The organism is Paraglaciecola sp. (assembly GCF_051252315.1).
In the GTDB taxonomy this organism is placed as follows: domain Bacteria; phylum Pseudomonadota; class Gammaproteobacteria; order Enterobacterales; family Alteromonadaceae; genus Paraglaciecola.
Map to the genome: position 1 here is coordinate 1 of NZ_JBPOFP010000038.1, position 23,801 is coordinate 23,801.

Here is a 23,801-nt window from a genome sequence, read left to right on the forward strand (position 1 = left end):
ATCACAACATTGCCTCCAACGTTTTTCCAACTTATAGGTGTATCTTCCAAGCCTAACAACTTAACCTTAGCACCAGCTTTCAAGCTTAAATTTTTAACTATTAACTTGCCTTGCGGGTAATTTGGGGCCATGGCATATAGATTGTTGCCATTTTGGGTAAATAATAATTCTTTAATTGCCATACCAGGATCAGGATTGATGGTCAGCTTAATCACATCATATTTAGCTTTATAATTAGTTGATGTATCTAGCTCGGTTTCATTTCCTTCACTCCATTGGAAGCCATTTTTGTACATTTTACTGCCATAAATCGCTTCACCGTTGTATTTCAACCAGTTACCAACAAAAGCGAGTCTATCCTGCATGATCGCTGGAATACGCCCATCAGCGGTAGGCCCAATGTTGAGTAATAGATTACCACCTCGACTCACCGTATCAGCCAAAGTTAAGACAAGTTGTTGACCTGAAGAATAATGGTCAATATTTTCTGCACGGTTAAAGCCATATGAATAACCTAACCCACGGCTTTCTTCCCAAGGATGATCAGAATCCGGTAATCCAGCACCATATTCAGTTGTATAATAACCACCATGTTTATGGCGAGTTTTTTTACCCCACCGATCATTCACAACTACTGTTTCTTTGACTTTGGTTTCGTTATATAACCAGGTTAACACTTCGCGGCTCTTCCAATCTTCCGCGCTATGCTTCCATTCACCATCCATAAATAGTACTTCTGGCTCATATTCAGTAACTAAATCTTTAAACTGAGGAATATAGTGTTCGTCGACAAAGCGAGGGAAATCAGATTTGTATAACGGGTTATGCCACTCATACATGGAATAATACAATCCCATTTTTAAACCTTTAGATTTAACGGCGGTACTTAACTCCCCCACTAAATCTCGTTTAGGACCAATATCGACACTATTCCATTTTCGACCCCAAGTTTTATTTGCTTGTTCATTGGGCCATAAGGTATAGCCTTCATGATGTTTAGAGGTTAAAACTACATATTTTGCCCCTGAATCATCAATGACTTTAGCCCAGCGGTCAGCATCAAACATTTCTGTTTTAAAAAGAGGAGCAAAGTCAAAATAAGAAAAATCTTTTCCAAAATTTTTATCATGAAAAGCTCTTGCATCTTTACGTACGTCACTTAAATCACCACGGGCACCTTCGTCAGCTTTAAAAACAGTTTCCCAATACCATTCAGCGTACTGACCGGGGCTAGTGTATGACGGCACAGAATAAAGCCCCCAGTGAATAAAAATACCAAACTTAGCATCTGTCCACCATTGTGGTGTTTCTCGAGCGTCAAGTGTTGCCCAATCTTTTGCGACTACTGTTGCCGTTGAGTTTGGTGAGCTACTAAAAGACGTTAATGGCATTCCTATGCAAACAGCAGATAATACAGTAACTGCAGCCTGCTTTTTAAAAGAATGATACCAACTTAACGGTTGAGTTTTTCTGCCAGATTTATATTCAAGGTTCATTTAACTTTCCTATTTTTAAGGCCTTCGATTTGATATTTATCTAAAATGTTTTTATGTGAGATGAGGGGCCTATTCAGAAAAATACGACATAAAAACTAGAGTGTTAACATGATATAAAGTATGAGATAAACCATAGCTAGCAAGCTAGTACGTATTTAACAAAACACTTATCGTTTTATGCTTAATTCTCACTTTCTTTGATCCCCGCTAATTTAGTCACAGCACATTCATAGAAATGATTTGATAGCCTCCAACGATTAAGACGAGATACTATTGAGTCCTTTGTCATCATGTTAAATAAATACCACTGACTTGCTAGTTAATGCATATTTATCTTCTTCCTATCGTTTTAATATTTCGTTCCTTAATTTGAAACCGATGGTTAGGCGTAGTTCGAGTTATATCAATTAACCATGAGTTTATGATAACAACACTTACTTATGTCATATTCATATACGCCTATACCAAGCTCTATTAGAGTTACCAGAAACAAGTTGGAGTCAAAAATGTTTCGTAAAGCAATTACCTTATTTTCTATCATTATGTTGACGTTATTAAACATTGGTTGCGCTGGCAACAACATAAATCGAGCCTCTTCAGAACCACAAAGTTCAAAGCCCCAAAAAGTAGATGCTTTACAGGAATTTCACGATGCTAAATTTGGCATGTTTATTCACTGGGGACTTTATTCGGTTAAAGGTGGCATTTATGAAGGCAACCGTTATTTCGGTATTTCTGAATGGCTAATGCAACGAACCAAAGTATCCAGTGCCGAATACAAAAAAATTGGCGCTGAATTTAATCCCGCCCTCTATGACGCCAAAGAATGGGTGCGTTTTGCTAAAGAAGCCGGTGTTAAATATATCGTTATCACCTCAAAACATCACGATGGATTTGCATTATTTGATTCTAAAGTTAGCGATTTCGATGTGATGGATGCAACACCATTTAAACGCGACCTATTGAAAGAATTGACAGATGAAGCGCACAAAGCCGACATTAAAATTGGTTTCTATTATTCTCAATTTCAAGATTGGACCGAAAAAGATGCAGATGGCAACACTTGGGAATTTAACAAAGAAGGCAGAGATTTCGATAAATACTTAAATGAAAAAGCCATACCCCAAATAAAAGAATTGCTAACCAATTACGGCGACATAGATCTTATTTGGTTTGATACACCAAAAAACATGACGATTGAATCATCCAAAACGCTAAAAGCTATCGTCAAAAAATACCAGCCTAATTGTTTGGTCACTTCACGAATCGGTCACGGCTTAGGTGACTATCAAGGGTATGCTGACGGCCAAATTCCGCCGATTCCGACAGAAGAAAAACCTTGGGAAGCTATATTTACTCATAACGAGAGTTGGGGCTATTCTCACTTCGATCACAACTTTAGATCACCTCGTGAAATGTTGCACCTGTTAGTAGAAGTCGCTGGTAAAGGAGGGAATATGTTGATGAATATAGGCCCAGATGGAAGTGGCCTTATGCCTCAAGCTTCTATAGATGCTTTCACCAAAATCGGCAACTGGATGAAAAAGAATGGCGAGAGTATATACGGTACAACGCGTTCTCCTTTACCGCCCGTTCAATGGGGACACGTGACACATAAACCAGGAAAACTCTATTTACACGTACTAAATACCCCACTCAACAATGAGTTGTTTGTAGCCGGCGTAAAAGTGAACACTTTAAAAGCCAGTTTTTTAGAAACAGGAGATAAACTAACATTTAGCCAAAATGAGCTAGATGTTGTGATTAAATTACCCGCCAAACTGCCTAACGCAGACAATAGTGTCATTGTACTAGAATATCAAGGTAGCTTCCCTGAAGGTCAGCCTGAGCGCTTCCAAACAGTTTCGCATCAATATCAAGAAACCCTATTGTTACCAGAGCAAGCAGAGCTAGCCGGTACGGCCGAAACTAAAATACTACCGCATTTTCATTACTATGGTGTGGCTGAACATACAAATACTATCATTAATCAACATAGCGTAAATGATACCGCTACGTGGAAGATCCGCGTATTAGACCCAGGCACGTATAAAGTTTACGTCAAATATGCTGCTGATGAGTTACAAGTTAATCAAGAGGGCGTTGTTACTGTTTTAGGTACAGATAAAGTCTATCCATTTAAAACCTTAAACACTGGTAGCTATCATAAATTTAAACCTTTGATGTTTTTTAACCAAGCCGTCGCACTGATCAAATTCGATAAACCTGGTATGTACAACATTCAAGTACGCCCGGATCCTAGTCGAGAAATTATTACTGAATTATTGGGAAAAACTAAATCTTCAGAATACGGAAAAAAAGGCCTGATGAAGTTAAAACAACTTACTATTGAAGCGCAGTATTAATATCGATAACGCCTCACTTAAAACTCGTAATATTAATGAAGAAGTGACTAATTGAGTATTTTGTAGGTCGTCCTTTAGGCAACCTACAAGGTTACATACCTCAACTAATCAAATACTTAATTGAAGTAATACTCGTGTGAATTAATCACTATTAAACCTAATAATAAACCATAAAAATAGGAGATAAAATGAAATTCCAAGCTTACTCAGTATGCTTAGTGGCTACAGTTTTGAGTCTTTCAAGCTGTATCGATACATCCACAGATTCGGCAGCTTTAAACTCATCCTCAGCTAAAACAAACTTGTGCCAAATAGGGGGCGATGTTGCTCAATGGCATAGAATGAATGTAACTTGTTCTGGGTTTCACGGCTCTGAAAACGAAGAAGCTACTTTTACCGATATTCGATTTGATATAACTTTTAGTCAAGGTGATACCGTCATAAAAATACCTGGGCACTTTGCTGCCGACGGTAATGCATCTGAATCCAGTGCCATTGAAGGCGATAAATGGCGAGCTTATTTCTCCCCTCCTACCACCGGCGATTGGCAATACAAGGTGTCTTTTAGACAAGGGGCTAATATAGCGGTTAGTGCTAGTGACAATGAAGGTCAAGCCATAAACGTGTTTAACGGTGAGTCAGGTCAATTCAACGTAGCAAAAGTAGCCGTTGAAGGCCAAGATATGCGTGGCCGTGGCCTATTACAGCACAACAAAGGTGAAAAATATTTGCGTTTTGCTGGAGATAATTCAATTTATATCCAAGCAGGCATGGATAGCCCAGAAAATATATTTGGCTATTATGAATTTGATAATACGATTAAACATAACAATGTAAAAACCTGCAAAGGTATTTTGCATAAATTTGAGCCCCATGCCGATGATTGGGCAACTGGCGACCCTACTTGGCAAAATGGCAAAGGTAAAAACCTTATTGGTTTAATTAATTACATTGCCGAAAATGGTGTAAATTCCGCTTATATTATGGCCAATACCGTCAACGGTGACGGTTGTGATGCCCACCCATGGTCAATCTATGATGGCAATAGAAAAGCCTTTGATGTAAGTAAATTAGATCAATGGGAAATAGCTCTTAGCCATATGACTCAGCAAGGCTTACTAATTCATATGATGACCCAAGAAACGGAAAACGATCAATTGCTTAATGATGGTGATTTAGGATTTGAGAGAAAGCTCTATTATCGCGAATTAATTTCGCGATTTGGGCACCACCCTGCCTTACAATGGAATATTGGTGAAGAAAATACCAATACCGTAGAGCAAAGAAAGGCTTTTTCTGACTATATTCGGATAATGGATCCATACAACCACGCCATATTCATGCATACCTATCCATCAAAGAAACACTACGCTGACTACTATCAATTACTTGGTCACCCTACTTTTGATGGACCAACTTTTCAAATGGCAGACATTCCACCAAATGCAAGCAATACTAAAGGTACTTATGGTAAAACCCTTGATTGGTTGCGACGCTCTAAAGATGCAGGCAATCAATGGATTGTCACCATGACAGAAGCCGCCGGTAAAGATGCGCCAAAACCTAATGTACCTATAAGTTCTTTACAACGCATTTATTGGATGTGGGCTAACGTCATGGCTGGTGGTGGCGGTTTTGAATGGTACTTAAAAAATGATGGTGGAGGCCATACACACGCATATGATCTAGCTGTTGAGGATTTAAGAGAATTCGACACACACTGGCAACAATCAGGTCATTTAGCCCATTTCTTTAGAGATATTGTACAAAATGAGTTAAAAATCAACTTAAGCAGCCTATCTCCCAATAATGATCTAACGTTAATCAATTCTGATTGGGTCCTCGCTGATCCAGGTGAGGCTTATATTATCTATTTACGTGAAGGTGGAAGTACAGATGTTATGTTACTCAATTCAAATACTTTCAAAGTGCTTTGGTATAACCCACGTACGGGCAAGAAAACTGAGGGACGTACACTGCAAGGTGACAACAAAGTACAAAACATAGGAATGCCACCAACAGAAACCGATCAAGATTGGGCTGCTATTGTTGTAGCATCATAAGATAAAGACTTTCCCCCACCAATCGTTATATAAACTTGCCGCATGCTAAAGAAGCTCCATTTCGCTTATTAGCCATGCGGTAATTCAAACAAAAATTTAAAGGAATAATAATGCAATTTACTTCAATTAAGACGTTATTTAATTCTGCAGGTGAGCTACATATTCTCCGCTAACGCCAATATGTTTGCTGCTCAAAAAGCCTTGAATGATAAAGATTACGAAACTGTACAAGTTGAATTATTAATGTCTGCTAATACTACTAATGCTCAGTCGCAACATTTGATGTTTACTATGTTTACACAGGTGAAGAAGATAAGATTGTTGAGTGTTAAATTAGTATTAAGTCATGGAACTGCGATAATTAATGGAATTACTATATATACTCATTCAAATACTGTTGACGGCTTAACACAAGAAGATACCTTAGTTAAAAAACTATCAATTATTCTACCGGCAACATAATTTCGATCCCACCATATTCAGCAGTTAAGCTTGATATAAATATTGTTGCCGGTAGCAACGCAGGCGACACTGAGCCGAAAAAGCGCTCCGTTATATTGAGCTGGTTTAGTAAACTCTTTTCATGAATAACAGCGACTAAATAAATTTAAGGTAACAGCCTAATAACTAAAAATTATTCATTAGTTATTAGGCTGCATTATATTTTGAATCTATAGGAGTATATGTTTGTTATCTTTCCGCCCCCACCTGTTATGCTTTTTATATTTTTTGTGACTTAAACGTAATAATGCAATTAAGCGGTAAGCGTAGCTATAGTCAAAGTCTAGCTGAAAATTCCACGGCATTAAATCTGTTAAATCATCATCACTTTGACGATTGAGCAATGCTTTAAATAAATGCAGGAAGTAATAGTAGGGATGATTATCGTTGGCGCGACATGTCATCACGATACTATAAAGTGTCGCACTGGCCTAAGCACCATTGACTGATTATGTAGACATCTACATAATAAACTCAACTCGTGATAAGAATTAATTCAATTAAACTAAGTGCCTGTTCCACGATCCGATCTTTCGACCAAGAAAAAACAGAAAGATAATAAGGAACAGACATGAATAAACTAGTTGAAATATTCTGTGATGTCGATAATTTTTACCGCGTATTTATTCCACAGAGAGAAAAACAGTTAATTACTGATGGCCATATCAAGTGAAAACGCCAAAGTAGTATGACTATGAGCGAAATAATGACTGTCCTCATCGCTTTTCATATATCAAATCATCGCGACTTTAAAAATTATTATAAAGGCTATATTGCTAAATTTTATCATTCCAAATAAAACGATAAGCCCCCTCATTTAAGGCTGGAGAGCCTGATGCCTGAAATCGAACTCCCCGAATTACTTGCTATTAGATGACTCAATTTTATAAGGCACTTGGTGCGTCGTTCATCTCCTAACTCTGCATGTCCAAATTAATTATTTGTCCATTATTCCGTGTCTTTTATGAGCATGTCACATAAACTCGATTGTTATTTTCTTATAAATGTTCTGATCAACCGCACAGCATAAAGTTCAATCCGACCCTAATTTATTTGAATATAAGAGTTAGATTCTGACACGGGGGGCTAATAAGAAACTACTATTTTGTATATACTCACGGAATGTACGGCTCAAGATTTAACAGAACTTTTTTATCTTACAGACACCCTGACTCATCAGCACTAAAAACAAGCTCCTTTGCCTGCGATGTACTATATAATTCAGTATTAAAAAATGTAATCTTATCAACATTATAATTTTTTGAACGACCTGACATGGTTAACGTATATTGTTCACCGGCTTTAAAGTCATATATTGGTTGACGTTTATTTAAATGACCACCTAAATCTAGCGTATAAGCCCACCCCCATTTATCAGCGTCACCGCCAAATAATTTCACATCCCGTTTCAAATCTTCTAGTTGAGCGTCATCACGATGATTATCTCCAGCCAAAGGACTGGCACTATAGTTACCATCAACTCGCACGTAACCGTCATTACTTTTATCAGAACTCTCACCATTTAGGCGCTTTCTCGCTTTCAGCATCAACCGATAAAAACCACTTTGCTCCACTTTAAAAATATAACTTAATGGTGATTTTGCGGGGCCACTGCCAGGCTTGTTTCCGGTAAATTCAAGGTGACCTGTACCCGTAAAGCCCGCTACATCTTGCTTTATAATCCATAAATCTAACGGTGAATGAGTATTTTCAGCTTCCATAATCACTAAACCATCATCACCTGAGTAACCTTCGCCACATAGTGCTGACGTTGTACCGTTTGCAACAATAAACTTTAATTTTGATTGCAATTGTTTACGATTGACATAAACACTAATATTTATGTGTTCATGATTAATATTTGCCTCATCAAAACTCAGTTCATATAACTCATTACTAGCAGACAGTGAGCTCAAACTTAGCTCACGTAAATCGGTAATCCCATAACCATAATTAGGAATATCACTATTCAGTGATATTTGACCATTATTTCGGTTTACTTCATAACTTACATTTTCTTCTAATAAATCACGAACAATTGAAGTTGAGTCATCACGCTTCTGGCTATACTGGATTTTTATAGTGTATTGACCATTCAGAAAAGTAGTATTTGTCAAGGGTGAAACCTTTATTTCTGAAACAAGAATATTTTGATTTTTAATTCCATGCTGCTTGACAACAATAGGAATTCCTTTGGTTTGTGAAGACAATAAGTAAAAAAAGCTCGAATAATTTACTCTGTACTCTTGTATTTGTATAGCCTCCTGAACTCTTTTGTTATAGCCACTTTGGAACTCTACATTTAGATAGATACGATTTGTTTTATCATTTAAATAACAAGCGTGGTTGCTATCAATATTAATAATTGTGCTAAGTTCAGGCGCAACAATCAAACAATCATCACTAATATTATTCAGATGAACCGCCATGCTTGCATAACCAATAACATCCATTAAAGATACCTGCATTCCAGTAGGAACATAACTTGCTGCATATTCTGGTAATTCAAAAAGCTCCATAACAAATTGCTCTCTTATTGGCTCAGACACCAAAGATACAGAACTATCGCCTATGTATTCACTACCCTCTCTACTACTACTTCCACCACCACAGGCAGTAAGCGTTAAAAACACAATAGTGGCCAAAATAGATGTTTGATTCATATTGATTTTCATTTTTTATTAGTCTCTAGTTAGTGAGGTAAAAATTCCATTATCGGTAAATTTCGAGATTCGTCCATATAACTCCGAGTCCCATGTGGAAGCAAATGCTATTGGTGTCCCAAAGTAAGTTGCTTTAACTTCAGGGTTTCGTCCAGCTCGAACTCCAGTTATACCGTGCCCCATATTTAACGTTGGAATACCTAAACGTTGATTACCTTTAGTACCGAAGTTTGTTGAATCATAATCTCCAAATTCTTCTCCTTTATCCGCCATTCCACTTAATTGAAGTACTTTCTCTTCCAAGGTCATTCTAGAAATCAGATCGTCAACACGACTTTCTATCTCTGCTTCAGGATCTTTATATATAGGTTTTTTATATTCTAAAGCACAACCACTCATTATTAATGAGTGAATGTTAGGGCGGTAAAGGTTTGGTAAATAGGTTGGTGATTAATTCTTTTCATAATGATTTATCCGAATATTCTCTCAAACTGGAAACTTAAACGACCAACTGACGTAGTAATACATAAACCAGATGATACTTTTCCGCCGAAGATATCACCCCCATTAAAATACCTTTTAACCGATACATTTTTACCATTAGTCTGATGTAAGAAAATGAATGATTTTACGTAAACGATGACTAGATGTGGCACGTGCGAACTTAGCTTAGTTGAAAAGTTATTTTTACCCGATTTAGCGAATTGCGAATATTAATAGTTTTAGGAAATAGATTCATTTAAGATGAATTTTATAGTGATTTTCAACTGGAAACATTTGCGCTTAAATGAACATTTCACACAGATTTTATACAACTGTTCTGCGCAACTTAATCAGGACACTTTTTAAGGAATTTTGCTCATACTCTATTGGCGACAGATCACCATTAGCAGTATGAAGCCGTTCTAAGTTGTAACAACGCATATACGCCATCACATCATTTCTCATATGCTCACGAGTTGGCTGAGGGACTTTCAACAACCAATCATGTTTTAAGCTGCCGAAGAAGCGCTCGATAACCGCATTATCCCAACAAGCGCCAACATCCCCCATACTGGCTCTAAGGCCATAACCCCATAGTAATCGCCGATATTGTTTACTGGTGTATTGTGAACCTCTATCTGAGTGAAATACCAAGCCCTTAGCTGGCTGTCGCAGGTTATAAGCTTTCATCATAGCTTTGCTCACTAAATCCGTCGTCATGCGTTTATCAATATGCCAACCAACGATGCGACGAGAATATAAATCCATCACAATAGCTAGATACATCCAACCTTCGCCTGTTCTCAAGTAGGTTACATCACCCGCCCAAACTTGATTTGGAGCAAGGGGGTTAAAATTTTGATTCAACAGGTTGTCAGCAACCGCATCACTGTGTTTTCGCTTAGTCGTTACCTTATAAGCGACACGTTGCGTCACAACCAAGCCAAGCTTAGTCATTAATTTTTGAACACCATACTCACTGACTTTAAAGCCCTCCTTACATAACCGTTTACGTAACTCTCGATAACCTAAGCTGTTTCTGCTTTGCTCGAAGATAGTCTTGGCTCTTCGATATAAGTTCAGTTGTTCTGGCGTTATCAGCTTTGCCGGGCGTTTGAGCCAAGCATAATAGGCTGAGCGGCTGACCTTCATCATTTGGCATAGCTTAACCACTGGAAATGCCGATGAAAGTTGCTTGATAGTCTTAAAGGTTACTTGGTTTTCTTTAACAGGAGGGCGCTGGCCTTTTTTAGGATCTCTTTTTCCATCCTTAGCTCTTTATTTTCCTTGCGAAGCCTTAACAGCTCAGCTCGCTCATCAGCATTCAAACTGACTCCCGATTGTTCTGCTTCATACTTGGTTTTCCAGTTATAAAGTAACTTATCTGTGATACCTAAAGACGCTGCCGCCTTGGGTACGCTATAACTTTGGTCGGTCACTAATGCTACGGCTTCTTGTTTAAATTCTGCCGTATAACTTCTGTTTGTTCGTATTGTCATTTAACACCTCAATAATTGGATTTTATCCTTTATTAAAGTGTCCTGTTTGATTAAAGCAGATCACCAAAAGGTGGCCAATAGTTTTCACACAGTCTGGGTCGTAAGCAAAATTTACAAACAAGATTATGCTTTCTTATTTTTTGCTTATGGTCAACCTTCGCCTGTATGTAAACTTGTTATTTAGGCTCAATTATATTCCTGTCCCACATCAGCAATTTAGAACACATTATTTATCTTTAACCGTATAGCGTGAAGTTAGCTTTAGCTAATCAATTAATCTCCTTCCTCCACATAAACCATTACCTCTTCTACCCTACAGTTGAAGAATTGGCAGAGTGAATCAATGGAATTTGTAGTCGTAGAATGACGCATTGCAGGGTTCTGCATCTTAGACAATGATGTGCGGTTCACTCCTGTTTTTTCAGCCACTTCATTGAGTGTTATCTTTCTTTTTTCCTGGAACTCTTTTTCTGCAAGGAGCTCTTTTAACCGAAACCTAATCATAAAAAACCTTATAAACCCGCAAATGTTCTTTGACAGAACAATAAAGTGGTGATACATTGTTCTCTGAAAGAACATTACAACCAACTAAAGAACATAGGTGGCAATTATGAACAACACTCTTCTCTCAGCTAAAGAATTAGCAATTCGAATACACTTTAGTGCAGGTTACATCAACAAAACACTGAAAGATAGTGTCTTGCTAGAAGGACTGCATTACATCCGACCTTTTGGGGGAAGAAAGATACTTTATATCTGGGAAGCGGTTGAACATGAAATATTTAGTCACACAGTAAGACCTACTCAAATTATTCCCATGGCTGCAGGGAGGATTTGTAATGGCTAGTATCGGAATCCGTAATGGTAAGTTGGTGTTAGATTTTCGTTATCAGGGAGTTAGATGTCGAGAACAAACCGCTTTGCATGACACAAAAACCAACAGAGCTAAGCTAGAAATACTTATCAAGGAGATAAATGCAGCCATACGCTTAAACAAGTTCGTTTACTCAGAGTATTTCCCTGGTAGTCAAAGATGCGGACTGTTCACAGAGATAGATAATAAAGTACTCAAGGTAACCACTCCTAAAATTACTGGCGAACTAGTCTCAAATATCCCTACATTTTCTACTTTCTGCATAGAGTGGTTACTTGAAAATGACGTGAGTTGGAAACCAAGTTACAGAAAAAATCTGGACATTATATTAAATGGATATTTGTTACCAACATTTGATAAATACCGGATGGATGAGATTAGTCGTCCCATGTTATTAAAATTCCGCAGTAATCTGGCCAAAAACAAGGGCATGCGTAACAAAAAGATTACTAATGATTGGATAAATCACATTATGACTCCTCTCAGGCAGATCCTACTAGAGGCAGCCAATCGATTTAATTTTACGAACCCATTTGTGGACATTAACCCACTTAAAATCGATAAACCGATGATAAATCCACTTAAATTAGAAGAAGTAAAAATCTTCCTAGCTGGTGTTCGACCGGATTTTAGAAATTATTATACAGTAAGATTTTTCACCGGTATGCGAACCGCCGAAATTGACGGATTGAAGTGGAAATATGTTGATTTGCAGCTTAAACAAATCCTAATTCAGGAAACGTTAGTCGATGGCCAAACAGAAACGCCTAAAACTCAGTCATCCTATCGTGCGATTCAATTATCTGCCCCTGTTTTAAAGGCATTAGCACAACAGCAAAACATCACAGGTGAAAAAATGTATGTGTTCTGTAATAAGGCCGGCAATCCGTTAGCTCACCGCAATGTAACCAAGCGTGTTTGGAAACCGACTCTTCGATTACTCGGATTATCCCCAAGACGTCCCTACGAAAGTCGTCATACCGCGGCGACCCTTTGGCTAGCATCTGGAGAAAATCCAGAATGGATAGCGACTCAACTAGGGCACTCATCAACAAAGATGTTGTTTGAACGTTACAGCCGCTTTGTACCGAACCTAACTCGGCAAGATGGCAGTGCATTTGAATCTCTGATTAGTCAATTTTAAGTCAAATCTACATGAAATTATTTAATCGCTAAGAAAATGAAATTTAAGATATTAACCTAAACCAACACCGATCCAACAGGAGTCTACATGAAAACTTTACAAATTGATTCACTTCAGCCTCTTCTAGCCGACGTATCTAACTTTAATCGATTTATGGGGCGCTATTTTTTAAGTTCTGTAATCTCCCGAACTGACAGTTCATCACGCCCAGTTAGGGTATTGACCTTCTCTGATGCTTCCGGTGATTTTAAAGTTTATTGTAACAATCCTTCATTAATGGAGACACACTTACTGCCGTATAGCATGGTTCATATTGAAGCATCATTACAGCAACGCCAAGGAAATGCCTACTACCATTGTAAAAACCTGCTTCCTTGTGTAGATGAAAAAAGTATTGGCAATGATTTATCAGCACTCCCCCGCTCCCTTTGTCCTTTTCCAGAAGCTGTCGATGCGTTAATTGTATTCACCAGCCGCCTCCATCATCCAGCAATGCGTCAATTTCTAAGACAAGTACTGTTGCAACCAAACATCGGGTTACGTTATCTTCAATGCCCAGCAAGCCTAAGGTACCACCATAATTATCCAGGCGGACTGATCCAACACTCAGTTGAGGTGGCTTGGGATATCGCTGGAATACGTGAACTTTCGCCATTCGAACAAGACATAGCCGTAGTAGCAGCACTTTTACATGATATAGGAAAAACACTAACTTTGACGCCAGATGGTACAAGAACCGCTATTGGCAGTTTGGTAGATCATGATCAATTAACGTTAGAAATCTGCGCAGAACCACTAAAGTTATTAGAGAGTATAGCCCCCGCCATGGCTCATCAATTAAGACATGCATGGACATGTTACTCCCCTAAAGCACGATACGGGTTTACACCTAAAACACGCGTTGCAAAACATCTACAACGTGTCGATGGGATGAGTGCAAATAATAGTAAAAACACATGGTCAGTACCAAACTTCGCATCTGTACATGATGTGCTCCGCAAACAGGCAAGGGTTAAAGATAATTCCCTTGTCTACAGCAAGAGTTATAGTAAAGGAGCAAAACATGCTTGAGATAAACTGTAACTTTACAGCACTAGCGGGTGATATATTACTTAAGAAACTGGATGACGAATTCCAGTATCAAATGAGCTTGACAGATGGTCAGTGGGTGTTTTGGCAAGACCCCTACTTCTACGGCCATAATTTGGAGCCTGCAACTAATGTTGTAGCGCAAGCTATCCTGCAATATTTTGCAGGGTGCGCTTGCCCATTTAGTATGCTCAGATTGGCACGTTCTCTCTCACCACGCAACGCTCACCATGGACCAATTACCTCAGACGAAATGACAGTAAGCTATCTACTGCAAGGGTTAGAAATAATCGAAAATAATCTACATGACCCATATGTGAAAACGGGATTCACACTCTATATTTCACAACTTGAATTCAGACTGGCATGTGAACTATTCACAGTATATAAAAAAGAGTTTAAGTCTAAGTTGATTTGCCCTAGCGTTACAAGTTTGGTTGAACATGCAATTGGAGGTACTACAACTGACGTACTTCAGTAATTCAGAATGCAATCATTGTAGGCCAGCATTAATGACTAGTATGGTGTGCCATATGCTTATCAATAAAATCTACAGCTGTTCGATAAATCAGAAGTAAATGCATAAACTGGCTAAAACATTTGGCCTTCATCCACTTTTCTGTCTTTGGGTATACCATTCCTACACGAATCGAAAGTTGCCCTGAAACGGCTTCTTTATTGTAATACTGCTTTCTGGCAGTTACGACTTTCTTAATCGTTAATTCCGCAGCCCCATAATTCGATTCGAACAGCAAGTCACGCCACTGTGTTACTACCGACTGAGACTCTTCCAGTACGTGCAGTTCAAAACGAATGTTAAAAGGGGCTATTTGTAGCTGACAACAAAGGGCAAGAAAATTCCTAACAGTCTCTCTATCACAAGTGAAAAATGTATTGTTTACACTGCTTGAAATAGTCCCAACAAGTTTTAAAGCTCGCCTCCATTGCTCGTCATTGAAAATTTGTTTGTCAATAACAAAATCCCCCTGTTCGCACAACTGTAAAAACATTTCCCTTGACTTGGAGTCCCTTTTTTTACCACGTTTATGAGAGCTATTCTGAGGGAATTCTATTAACGCACCTATTACTTTTGATTTTCTAAAGTAACTTTTTGAAAGTTTCCTTGCCGAAAAATTTATTTCTTCAACCCACAACTTGTCTTGACGATACTCATCAGCAACCGATTGGATGTCACACGATTCTAGACTTTTAATCATATCAGCCATATTTGCCAATTTGGGCCTACGTAATGTTGATACCTTAGCTTTAAGGTTAATTTCGTACTTATCCGGTTGATATCCTAGCTTAGCTACCTCGCTAAGAGTCGGGCTCATATTAATTTCTTGGCTTCTGGTACGAAAATCTACAGCCTCGATTAAACTCTCATTGCCAAGCCTTTGATATTTGGCATAACGAACTACTCCTGATAATCGATTTTGACTCATCATTTCTTTATCTCGATTTAACAAGTAATAAAATAGATCTCGCAAATGAATATAGTGCCCCAGGGTAATACCCACTGTTGAATGCCCCATTAAAGTTGACAGTGCATACATCGTTTTACGGGAATTTGGCTTTAGCGCAAGACGTGCTTTTAAATCTTCTACAGACGATTCGGAAAAATATTCTGAATCAAAGCATGAAAAACACTTCCCTGCGTCAAAATTAATCTTTGATGCTACTAATAAGCGGTAAAACTGCCAGTTTGAAAAAGAATGCCGTAAATGATGATAGCGAAAACCACTATCTTTGAGGTAATCACGGAGTACTTCTGTAGCTAAACTAAACAAGTGATGAGTGTGATTTGGCTCATTAAAAAACAATACGCTTTTTGATTTTACTGAGGAATTGAGTACCTCAAGTTTTTCAACCAACATGTTCAACCAGTTTCTAGGTAAAAGCACCGATAACGGTAATAATCTATTTGCGGCAGGAGACTTTAATCGTCGGTATTTATTTGAACGAATTCGCAAGTTAACTTCCAATACATCATTTTGCGAATCTTTTATGACTTCAAAATCTGTCGGCAATAGCCAACACGTCTCATTTCGACGCAGCCCTCCATAAAATCCAAGGCAAATGATTAAAATTAGGTCTCGCCTATCTGGGAAGTCTAATTGAGTGGCTACATGTGTTAGAACAGACTCTATTTGTGGAACACTGATTAAGTTGGCATCCACATTGGATGAACCAGATTGAATATCCAAATCATCTAGCGAGAAATTTTCCACCAAATCAAGTTGGCAAAGAAAGTAAGCAAAATAGTAAACAAAACTTTTACGGGTTGGAGACGCGATATTTATTGCCACCTTATTTAACTTATCAGCCAACTCTTCTCCATCCATTCTAATTAGATTACTATCGGCAAATTCGGTCAATAACGGTAATGCAATAGTGCCTACATAATCAGCAATGGTAGAGAATCGTATTGTATTTTTTAACAAGCCGCCTGTTGCCATCATTTGCCTAATCCATAACATTAGTAAACTCACATAAAAATTTGACTGATAATCTGGCTGGTTCCTGTAATTATTAATTGTTTTATTTACGGCCTTTTTCTCACCATCACCTAGACGTAATATCTTCAGAATTGGATACAACAAGTTCAATGAATATTTAACATTGTGATATTGACAATTATTCAAATCACCTATTTGTATGGCTCGCTCTAGCCATTGTTTCTGGCTAAATCTGTTACGCTTTAATTGCTCTTCTTCTGGCACCACTTTGTCAGTTAGCAATCGATAAAGTATCTTTTCTTCCAACACTTGGCTTGGCATAACTCCGTTATAAAATGCAGACTCAAATGGACTCATATTCAGGCTAGTATAAGTTTTACGTAGTAATCTAAGTTGCAGTATACTTAAGGTCTCCATTCCCAGTTTAGAAGATAAAAACTCATTGCAGGCTTTATGTAAGCTTTTTAAACTAGGTCTTTTAGGGACATAATTCTTTTTTGATTCACAGGAACTGTTTAGAGCTTGTCTTGCTACCTCTACAGTATTTCGATAATCCATGTAAAATAACGCAGTCATATCTCCAAGAATGTAACGGTTTTCCGAGTATTTTTTTGTATCTTTAATCAAATGTAGGTACGTAATTCCGCTACTATATTTAATACATCCATTATTCAGCAAGTAAGGTAATTCGTTAAACTGTTTTACCGGCCCTGATAAATACAAACTCAACACCAAACGTCCAAGTTGTTGTATGCCATTAAGGTTACTTGAAGGTCGCTGTATTTCATCAGTCAAACACTGGTAAACCCGTTGAGAAATATTGACATAAAGTAGCTCATGTGGACCCACAAAAGGCTTATCCCGCTGCAAGGTTATTAACGCTGGGATCTCAGGAGAATCTAAGCCATGGTTATTTCTTGCATACCTTAAGATAATTTCCAGTACATCATGGTACAACTGATATAGCTCTGCACCATGTTTAAACAAACTATTTACTGCTCTTTTTAGCAATGGTGCTTCAAAGTATTTTAAAGAACGATTCCCTCCTAACTGTCGTTTGGCTACAACTAAACTGGATACGACTTTAAGATAAGCATCCGTAAACTTCTCTCGTTGAGAAAAATGTCCATTACCTGCAGCATAACAAGGATGTTTTTCTCCTTGTTGTTGTAATTCCTTTATAAAAGAGCTGACGTACATGGTGTCCAACCAATATCAGATAGGTGTTTTTCAATAAGAATATTTAGCTCATTACTAGCCTCCTTGGGATTTAAGCAGGAATAATTACCCAATGGTGACTGACCACTTTGCCAATGTCCCATTTGCCAGTTAATTAGCTCTGGAGACACTCCCTCAGATAGCAACATAGATTTAAGCCAATGCCGCCCAACATTAGCCGGAATTTTTAGCTTTGCCGGTAAGTTCCCCACCATCAAACTGGGGCTAATTGGCTTCACATTTAGATTGTCATCTAACCAGAATAACGGTCCTAACCTTCGCTTATCATTGCGAACCATTCTAAACCAATTGGCCGAATCCAACGGGGATAGAGACAGTAGTTTTTGTTCATATCTGACAATCTCGTCAACGGAATGGCACAGGCCCGGTACCAATGTCCTCAACAGCTCAGATAAGCGAAGCAAATGTTGTCTATAATATTCAAGTTGTTTATTTAATACGAAAGGGCAGGCGACGACACGGGTATGAGTATAATCACTGTCATCTTTGTCGCTGATCGTCAACAAACCAAGATCAGAAAAATGTAATGCCAGTGTCGGCAATGGATTGATAACGGCGCGATACCCTACAGAAAAAGCCAGCAACCATGTTGTGTAAAATGCAAAATGGTTATGATAGGCTATTACCTCTGATAAAGGTTTTGTCACCGAAAGTTTGTGCCTTGATAGTTGCTCCACCAGGTGTTTAGTAAGGCCTTGGTGCACTTGGTCAGTAATACAATATTTTGATCCAACTGCTGCAGAAGACTCCACCAGATCAGGCACAGCCCCATCGAAGAAAAAGTGTTTCAGCGTAGGTTGTCCAGTATAAAGACTAATATCATGCCAAAACCCATCTAATTGGCGTAATCGAGTCTGGTTACTGATGCAGACGTAACTGCGACTAACGCGGCAACTGTAATAATGATTATTATAACTAAAGTCAAAAATCACTGGATCAATTTGATCTTTTGATTCTACATAACGCATTGTAAATGACTGAATTTGAGTCAATGACAAGGACTGTTGGAAATGCCTTTCTGAGTGACGCTTCAGCTTACCTTTTAGGTTTTTAATTAATTCTGACGACGACATCTGAAACAATTTAGTCTTTTTATTAACCTCATTACGTTTCAACAAAAGGTTAACTAGAAAGCTAGGACATGGAGTTTTAGCCCATTCCTGTACCTCATTCAGATTGTCTTTTGTGTCTCGACGGATCTGGGTGTTATTTTCAATTTTAAAATACCAGTATCCTTGGCGTTTTTTCCTATTTAGATAAATTCCTTGTTCAAGCTTTTTGTCATTGAAAAACACCGATAAATCAGCCAAATCATTCAGTGACTTACCTAAAGTGAAGCTGCAAAACAATGAGATCACATAGTCAACATCTTTAGATCTTTTGGCCAACTTTATAATTAAGACAACCAATGAGTTGAGTGACGTAGGTGACATCAAACTGAGGTTCGTCATGGATGTATTTTGCGATTTTCGAACCCGTGCGCTTATGTCAACTTGGCGTGCCCTCTTTAGGGTCTTATCTCTAACCGCATTCACTGCATACAAATTGGTGGTTTTACGTTCAAAATCACTATTTGAATTAAAGATTACGTGCTGTTGAGCGATAAAAAAATCTTCTCCATTAATCCCTTCCACATCAATATTTGGTGCTTTAAAGGGCTGTATGCTGTGAAGGTCAGAAAGTTCACCAGGTAATGGTTCTTGCCGTATTTTTCGTCCGTAGCGCCTCCCTGAACGTGGATCGCGTCGAACGGGAGTGGCTCGTGGTATTGGGGTTTTCCAATCGCCATTAAAAAAGTGCAACAAGGTCATCACATACTGACGATTAGAATCACCTGGCATCAATAATTTAGCCATAGACTCAAGAGCAACTGTCAGATCACAATCTTCCATGGTCATGTTACCAATTGGCAACGTATCAACGTTAAAATCTCGATTATCGCGTATGCACAATAACCTAAATGCTCGGCAAACTTCTTCCTCTCGGCTCTTGGTTACCGGTTGAAAAGCTGGATCCTTTAATAAATTTTGAGTCGCAATAAATTGCTCAACAAAACGCAACAAAAACCACCGACTAGTATTCCCATCTTGAAGAGAACGGTAACTAAACAATAGACTGTATAGGGCTCGTTTAGACAACCAGCCTTTACCAACTTGAATTCGTGTGTAGGTCCTCTCATCACATTTAGCAAGGTCAACGCTGAACTTCAAGGCATCGAGCATGGCAGGCGTAACATTAAGAGCCTTAGAAAGGCGTTCAATAAGACCAGAAAAGCCAGAAAAATCTCGAAGCAGATCATTAACCAAATACAATCCGGCCAAATCCGAGGGGGCGTTTATGCACGTTAAAAAGTTTGACCAAGATTGCTCCGCTTTTTCTTTACTTATCCGGTTTTCCTGTGCGGTAACCTTGACTAAGGCTTTATAAATTTTGCTATCTGAATACATCATCCCTCCCCCTTCTTCACAAAAAATGTTTTATTCGAAATACCCAACCAACGGCACAACTCAGCTTTAGTTTTCAGGTGTGGATACAACGTCAACCACTTCTCATTACGAAACAAACTGTCATCAGTTGCTTCAAACCAGTTAGTCAGGAAAGTGGCGACCATAGAAGAGCTATTAATAAAGTATTGGTCGAGTAAACAGCGGGTTAATTCATTTAGAAAAAACAACTCGCGAAACTGATTAGGCGGAGCCTTATTAAGTACATATGCAGCTACAGGCTTTCGATGTTGACAGTATACGGAATAGGTGAAATAACCAGATAGAACACGATATATTTCACGACCGTCCAAATATACCAGTAACGGGCTTTGCAATGAATGCAAAGCGAAAGGTTTAATATAAGAAGGCTCCAAATTACGGCCTTGTAACGCAGCGACAGGGTTAACCCGCTCAACTAAATTACGAACCTTTCTGTCCCATTCAATTCTTGTTTCATCTAGAACCTGGAACTGCCCATTTTCGTAAATGTTATCTAAATACCGTTTAAACTTATCCATACCAAATACTCCCTGTATAAGATCATTTCATGGGGGAGATACTAGCAGCATTTTTTTAAAAGTTAGTTTTAGGTAATAAATATTTGCTAATTCGCCTACGTTGCGCATAAACAAACTAATGTCATACAGGCGTTTTCTTTAAACAGTAATGTTTATCTTTTAAAGAAATTAGCTCGCTCTGACTGAGCGCTTCATCTCGCATAAATCGTTGTATAACAAAGTGCGTTTATACAAGGTATGCTTTGCACGCAATATGAAATTGCAGAATTATGACTAAGATATATCAGGGTCAGTTTCAAATTAGACTTTTCCTACAACTTTGTTCCTATTCTCTGGTGGTCTTTCGCCACCCTATAGGTCTACCTCTTTGTGCTTGCCTGAGTCGCTTTCCTGTTATAGCTTCAATATCTGCTACAAAATGCTCGTTACCAAGTGCTAAACCTTTATTGCTTGCCTAATATCATCTAATAGCTTGCCTTCAACATGATATTGAAACAGTGCTCGATAAGATAACATTCTGTGTTTTTCATCCTTACCAAAAGACAAAAGAAAGCATAAGGAGTCAACAAGTCGGTCTTTTTGCCTAACCCATTACATTGATAACTCGACCAAGTGTAATCAGCTGGATCGTCCACCATGCCTGCTCTGACTGGATTTAGTTCTATATAACGGTACAACTTAAGGAGATAGTTTTCTTGTTTCACTAAACATGACTTATAGCGCCCTTCCCATAAGGTTCCACTTCGGTGATATTGTCTATTAATGGTAGTGGTCATTTTGGAACTATTTTCCGTGTGACCATTTTGTGGCCATAAATTAAGATAGGTTGTATAATAATACCCAAGACACTCAATCAGACAACCTGACCTGCACCTATAACCTATTGATTATCATATTTTAATGTGTTTTAGCTGGGTAATTGCTGTGTTTGAGCATACTTACCATACCACCTTGACATGGTGGGGGTCGGTGGTTCGAGTCCACTCGGTTGTACCAACTCTTTCCCAGTAAACTTCCCATAAAATCACACTAATCGACAATTAGGTTTTTAATTTAGTTTCACTGTATTTACGCAAAAAAAAGCCCAACAAATATTGGGCTCCTGTCTAACTTGAGTACTTAAGATTAATCTAACTCAGTGATCATCACATTTCTAAAACGAACAACGTTATCTGTTTTACCTGTTTTACGTAACTTGGCACTGCCGTGGTGTTGTAGGCCAATAAAACCTTCTTTTAGTTTATTGTCCAACACATGAGTAGTTAATACCCCGTTCAAATAAATCTTAATTTCATTGTTGATACATTCAATACGGTACTTATTCCACTGAAGGTGTTTATAGGCGTTGGCCATTTCAGGCGTCCAACTATCAAAAAAGTTCTTTTTAAAGTCCTGGTCCAAATTTGAACGTTTGGCGTGCACTGGATGTAACCATTGACGACCTCCTTGATGATAAAGTCCCCCACTCCACTTACGATCACTTGGATCCACTTCAGCTTGATACCCCGCAGCGACAATACCTTTTTTACTTTCGATCGCACTGCCTCTAAACATAAAACCTGAGTTACTGTATTCCTTTACGTCAGGCATAATAATCTCGCCTGTTAAAATAAAGTTCTTATATCGCTTTTTAGTGGTAAAGAACCAGTTACCGGTAGAGTTTAATACTAACTCGTCACCTACCATTTTGGCCGTACCAAATTTATAAATGTTAGAAAATTGACTTAAGTCTTTATCCAACAAAGCGTAAGGTTTGGGTTTTCCATTTTGTGCGCAACTCAGCAATAAAATGGCTGCAACTAGTATACTAAGAACAGATTTCATATTAGGTCCGTAAAATTTGATTTTTATTAGAATACATAGAGTACCTATTTTTCACGGAAAAAAGAAGTCATGCCAGTTACAGCTTTGGTTAACCAGATTTAGAAAATGCTTCGCTGCGGTATTTTTTAGGTGTTATCGAAAACTGTTTTCTGAATTGAGCAATAAAGTGTGATGGGCTGGAGAAGTGCAGTTCATAACTAATCTCAGTAATGGACTTTTCTGTTTGACTGATCATTCTTGCGGCGCTGTACAACTTGTGTTTCAAGTTATATTCAGAATAATTACAACGAAATACACTCTTAAATAACCGCGAGAAATAAGCCGGTGACAGATAACATTTTTCTGCAGCCTGATTCAAAGATAAGTCGACTGATGGGTTATGTCTAAACAAATCAATTATAGGCTGTAGCTTTTTAAACCCAGGGCTTTTAGCAATAGGTTTATTATCACTTAAATCGACGGGGTAAGAAAACTCAGCTACCCATAACATTAGGGTTTTGAGTAAATTTAAACTCAGTGCACTATGCGGATCTTTTTCATAACACATATGCAACCAGGACAATTGTTGTTGTACTGCGGCAATATGTTCTGGTGGCAAGCGTAAATGTAACGCCTGACTAAATATATCCCGCACATTTATAAAATCTTCATGTTCAAACAATTCAGGCAAAAATTGAATGATGAACCAAGACTTTTCACCATCAGCACAATCAAAATCGTGAGTTTCCAAAGCAGGTATGAAAACAATGTCGTTATCTTGTAGTACTGACTCACCTTGACTATAAAAGTATTGGCCGGTAATTGATTCAAAGAAAATAAACTCGTGTACTTCATGAAAGTGCATGAAACAGGTGTAAGTATCTTGTTCTTTGTAAACCACTTTATGTATTTCGAAAAGATGGCTTTTTTCGATACAGAATGGTTCGCAGTATACGGGTTGGGATTTCATCAACTCACACAAGAGAATGTTATAAAAGTATAAATAAGCATAAAGCTAATCACTTTCAACATCAAATATATGACATTTTTTAGTAAATTCATGACAGTATTTGCATACCAGACTATGTTTCAATTCAAATCCAAACTATTTCCTATTT

The 23,801-nt window shown here is 38.1% G+C and carries 18 protein-coding genes and 2 pseudogenes; 8 read left to right on the plus strand and 12 right to left on the minus strand.

The window, feature by feature from the left end:
- A partial coding sequence (locus ACSHXM_RS09495) for an alpha-L-fucosidase (protein WP_435688522.1) occupies positions 1–1,496 on the minus strand: 1,496 nt, incomplete at its 3' end.
- Positions 1,497–2,002: 506 nt separating this feature from the next.
- On the opposite strand from ACSHXM_RS09495, the gene ACSHXM_RS09500 reads away from it, so the two are divergent.
- The 3 genes from ACSHXM_RS09500 (at position 2,003) to ACSHXM_RS09510 (ending at position 6,387) form a co-directional block, all read left to right on the plus strand.
- Entirely contained in the window at positions 2,003–3,862 is a 1,860-nt protein-coding gene (locus ACSHXM_RS09500) for an alpha-L-fucosidase (RefSeq protein WP_435688523.1), read from the plus strand.
- Between the two features lie 188 nt (positions 3,863–4,050).
- A complete protein-coding gene (locus tag ACSHXM_RS09505) occupies positions 4,051–5,925 on the plus strand; it encodes a DUF5060 domain-containing protein (protein ID WP_435688524.1) in 1,875 nt (624 codons plus the stop codon).
- Between the two features lie 150 nt (positions 5,926–6,075).
- Positions 6,076–6,387 (plus strand): hypothetical protein, encoded by a 312-nt coding sequence (locus tag ACSHXM_RS09510; RefSeq protein WP_435688525.1) that lies wholly within the window; start codon positions 6,076–6,078, stop codon positions 6,385–6,387.
- A 323-nt stretch (positions 6,388–6,710) separates the two neighbouring features.
- On the opposite strand, the pseudogene ACSHXM_RS09515 reads toward ACSHXM_RS09510, so the two are convergent.
- Positions 6,711–6,875 (minus strand): annotated as a pseudogene (locus ACSHXM_RS09515) (transposase domain-containing protein); the annotation flags it as partial.
- Between the two features lie 122 nt (positions 6,876–6,997).
- Here ACSHXM_RS09515 and ACSHXM_RS09520 point away from each other — a divergent pair.
- Positions 6,998–7,219: pseudogene (locus tag ACSHXM_RS09520) on the plus strand (IS982 family transposase); the annotation flags it as partial.
- Positions 7,220–7,583: 364 nt separating this feature from the next.
- Here ACSHXM_RS09520 and ACSHXM_RS09525 read toward each other — a convergent pair.
- From ACSHXM_RS09525 to ACSHXM_RS09540, 4 genes are all read right to left on the minus strand, one after another.
- Positions 7,584–9,101 carry a hypothetical protein gene (locus tag ACSHXM_RS09525; protein ID WP_435688526.1) on the minus strand — a complete coding sequence of 506 codons (1,518 nt, stop codon included), beginning with the start codon at positions 9,099–9,101 and terminating at the stop codon, positions 7,584–7,586.
- A 6-nt stretch (positions 9,102–9,107) separates the two neighbouring features.
- Complete coding sequence (locus ACSHXM_RS09530) at positions 9,108–9,488, minus strand: hypothetical protein (RefSeq protein ID WP_435688527.1); 381 nt, start codon at positions 9,486–9,488, stop codon at positions 9,108–9,110.
- A gap of 408 nt (positions 9,489–9,896) precedes the next feature.
- Positions 9,897–11,071 (minus strand): IS3 family transposase gene (locus ACSHXM_RS09535; RefSeq protein ID WP_435688528.1). Its coding sequence is split into 2 segments (ribosomal slippage): positions 9,897–10,801 and positions 10,801–11,071, totalling 1,176 coding nucleotides; the frame shifts between segments, so codons are not numbered across the junction.
- Between the two features lie 273 nt (positions 11,072–11,344).
- Positions 11,345–11,650 (minus strand): helix-turn-helix domain-containing protein, encoded by a 306-nt coding sequence (locus ACSHXM_RS09540; RefSeq protein WP_435688529.1) that lies wholly within the window; start codon positions 11,648–11,650, stop codon positions 11,345–11,347.
- A 31-nt stretch (positions 11,651–11,681) separates the two neighbouring features.
- On the opposite strand from ACSHXM_RS09540, the gene ACSHXM_RS09545 reads away from it, so the two are divergent.
- The 4 genes from ACSHXM_RS09545 (at position 11,682) to ACSHXM_RS09560 (ending at position 14,659) form a co-directional block, all read left to right on the plus strand.
- Entirely contained in the window at positions 11,682–11,918 is a 237-nt protein-coding gene (locus ACSHXM_RS09545; RefSeq protein WP_435688530.1) for a hypothetical protein, read from the plus strand.
- Entirely contained in the window at positions 11,911–13,089 is a 1,179-nt protein-coding gene (locus ACSHXM_RS09550) for an Arm DNA-binding domain-containing protein (RefSeq protein ID WP_435688531.1), read from the plus strand. The genes ACSHXM_RS09545 and ACSHXM_RS09550 overlap by 8 nt, the downstream gene beginning before the upstream one ends.
- 87 nt (positions 13,090–13,176) lie before the next feature.
- Positions 13,177–14,160 (plus strand): HD domain-containing protein, encoded by a 984-nt coding sequence (locus tag ACSHXM_RS09555; protein ID WP_435688532.1) that lies wholly within the window; start codon positions 13,177–13,179, stop codon positions 14,158–14,160.
- Positions 14,153–14,659, plus strand: a complete 507-nt coding sequence (locus ACSHXM_RS09560) for a hypothetical protein (RefSeq protein ID WP_435688533.1) — start codon at positions 14,153–14,155, stop codon at positions 14,657–14,659. The genes ACSHXM_RS09555 and ACSHXM_RS09560 overlap by 8 nt, the downstream gene beginning before the upstream one ends.
- Before the next feature lie 28 nt (positions 14,660–14,687).
- Here the strand turns inward: ACSHXM_RS09560 and ACSHXM_RS09565 are convergent, their stop codons facing one another.
- The 6 genes from ACSHXM_RS09565 to ACSHXM_RS09590 form a co-directional block, all read right to left on the minus strand.
- Positions 14,688–17,837: a hypothetical protein gene (locus tag ACSHXM_RS09565; RefSeq protein WP_435688534.1), complete on the minus strand. Its 3,150-nt coding sequence runs from the start codon at positions 17,835–17,837 to the stop codon at positions 14,688–14,690.
- Positions 17,816–20,326 carry a hypothetical protein gene (locus ACSHXM_RS09570; protein ID WP_435688535.1) on the minus strand — a complete coding sequence of 837 codons (2,511 nt, stop codon included), beginning with the start codon at positions 20,324–20,326 and terminating at the stop codon, positions 17,816–17,818. The genes ACSHXM_RS09565 and ACSHXM_RS09570 overlap by 22 nt, the downstream gene beginning before the upstream one ends.
- Entirely contained in the window at positions 20,323–20,880 is a 558-nt protein-coding gene (locus ACSHXM_RS09575) for a hypothetical protein (RefSeq protein ID WP_435688536.1), read from the minus strand. Before ACSHXM_RS09575 ends, ACSHXM_RS09570 begins: the two co-directional genes overlap by 4 nt.
- A 464-nt stretch (positions 20,881–21,344) precedes the next feature.
- On the minus strand, positions 21,345–21,656 hold the full coding sequence (locus tag ACSHXM_RS09580) for a transposase (RefSeq protein WP_435688537.1): 312 nt from the start codon (positions 21,654–21,656) through the stop codon (positions 21,345–21,347).
- Between the two features lie 349 nt (positions 21,657–22,005).
- Positions 22,006–22,704 (minus strand): 3-keto-disaccharide hydrolase, encoded by a 699-nt coding sequence (locus ACSHXM_RS09585; protein ID WP_435688538.1) that lies wholly within the window; start codon positions 22,702–22,704, stop codon positions 22,006–22,008.
- 88 nt (positions 22,705–22,792) lie between these two features.
- A complete protein-coding gene (locus tag ACSHXM_RS09590; protein WP_435688539.1) occupies positions 22,793–23,653 on the minus strand; it encodes a helix-turn-helix domain-containing protein in 861 nt (286 codons plus the stop codon).
- Positions 23,654–23,801: the final 148 nt, after the last annotated feature.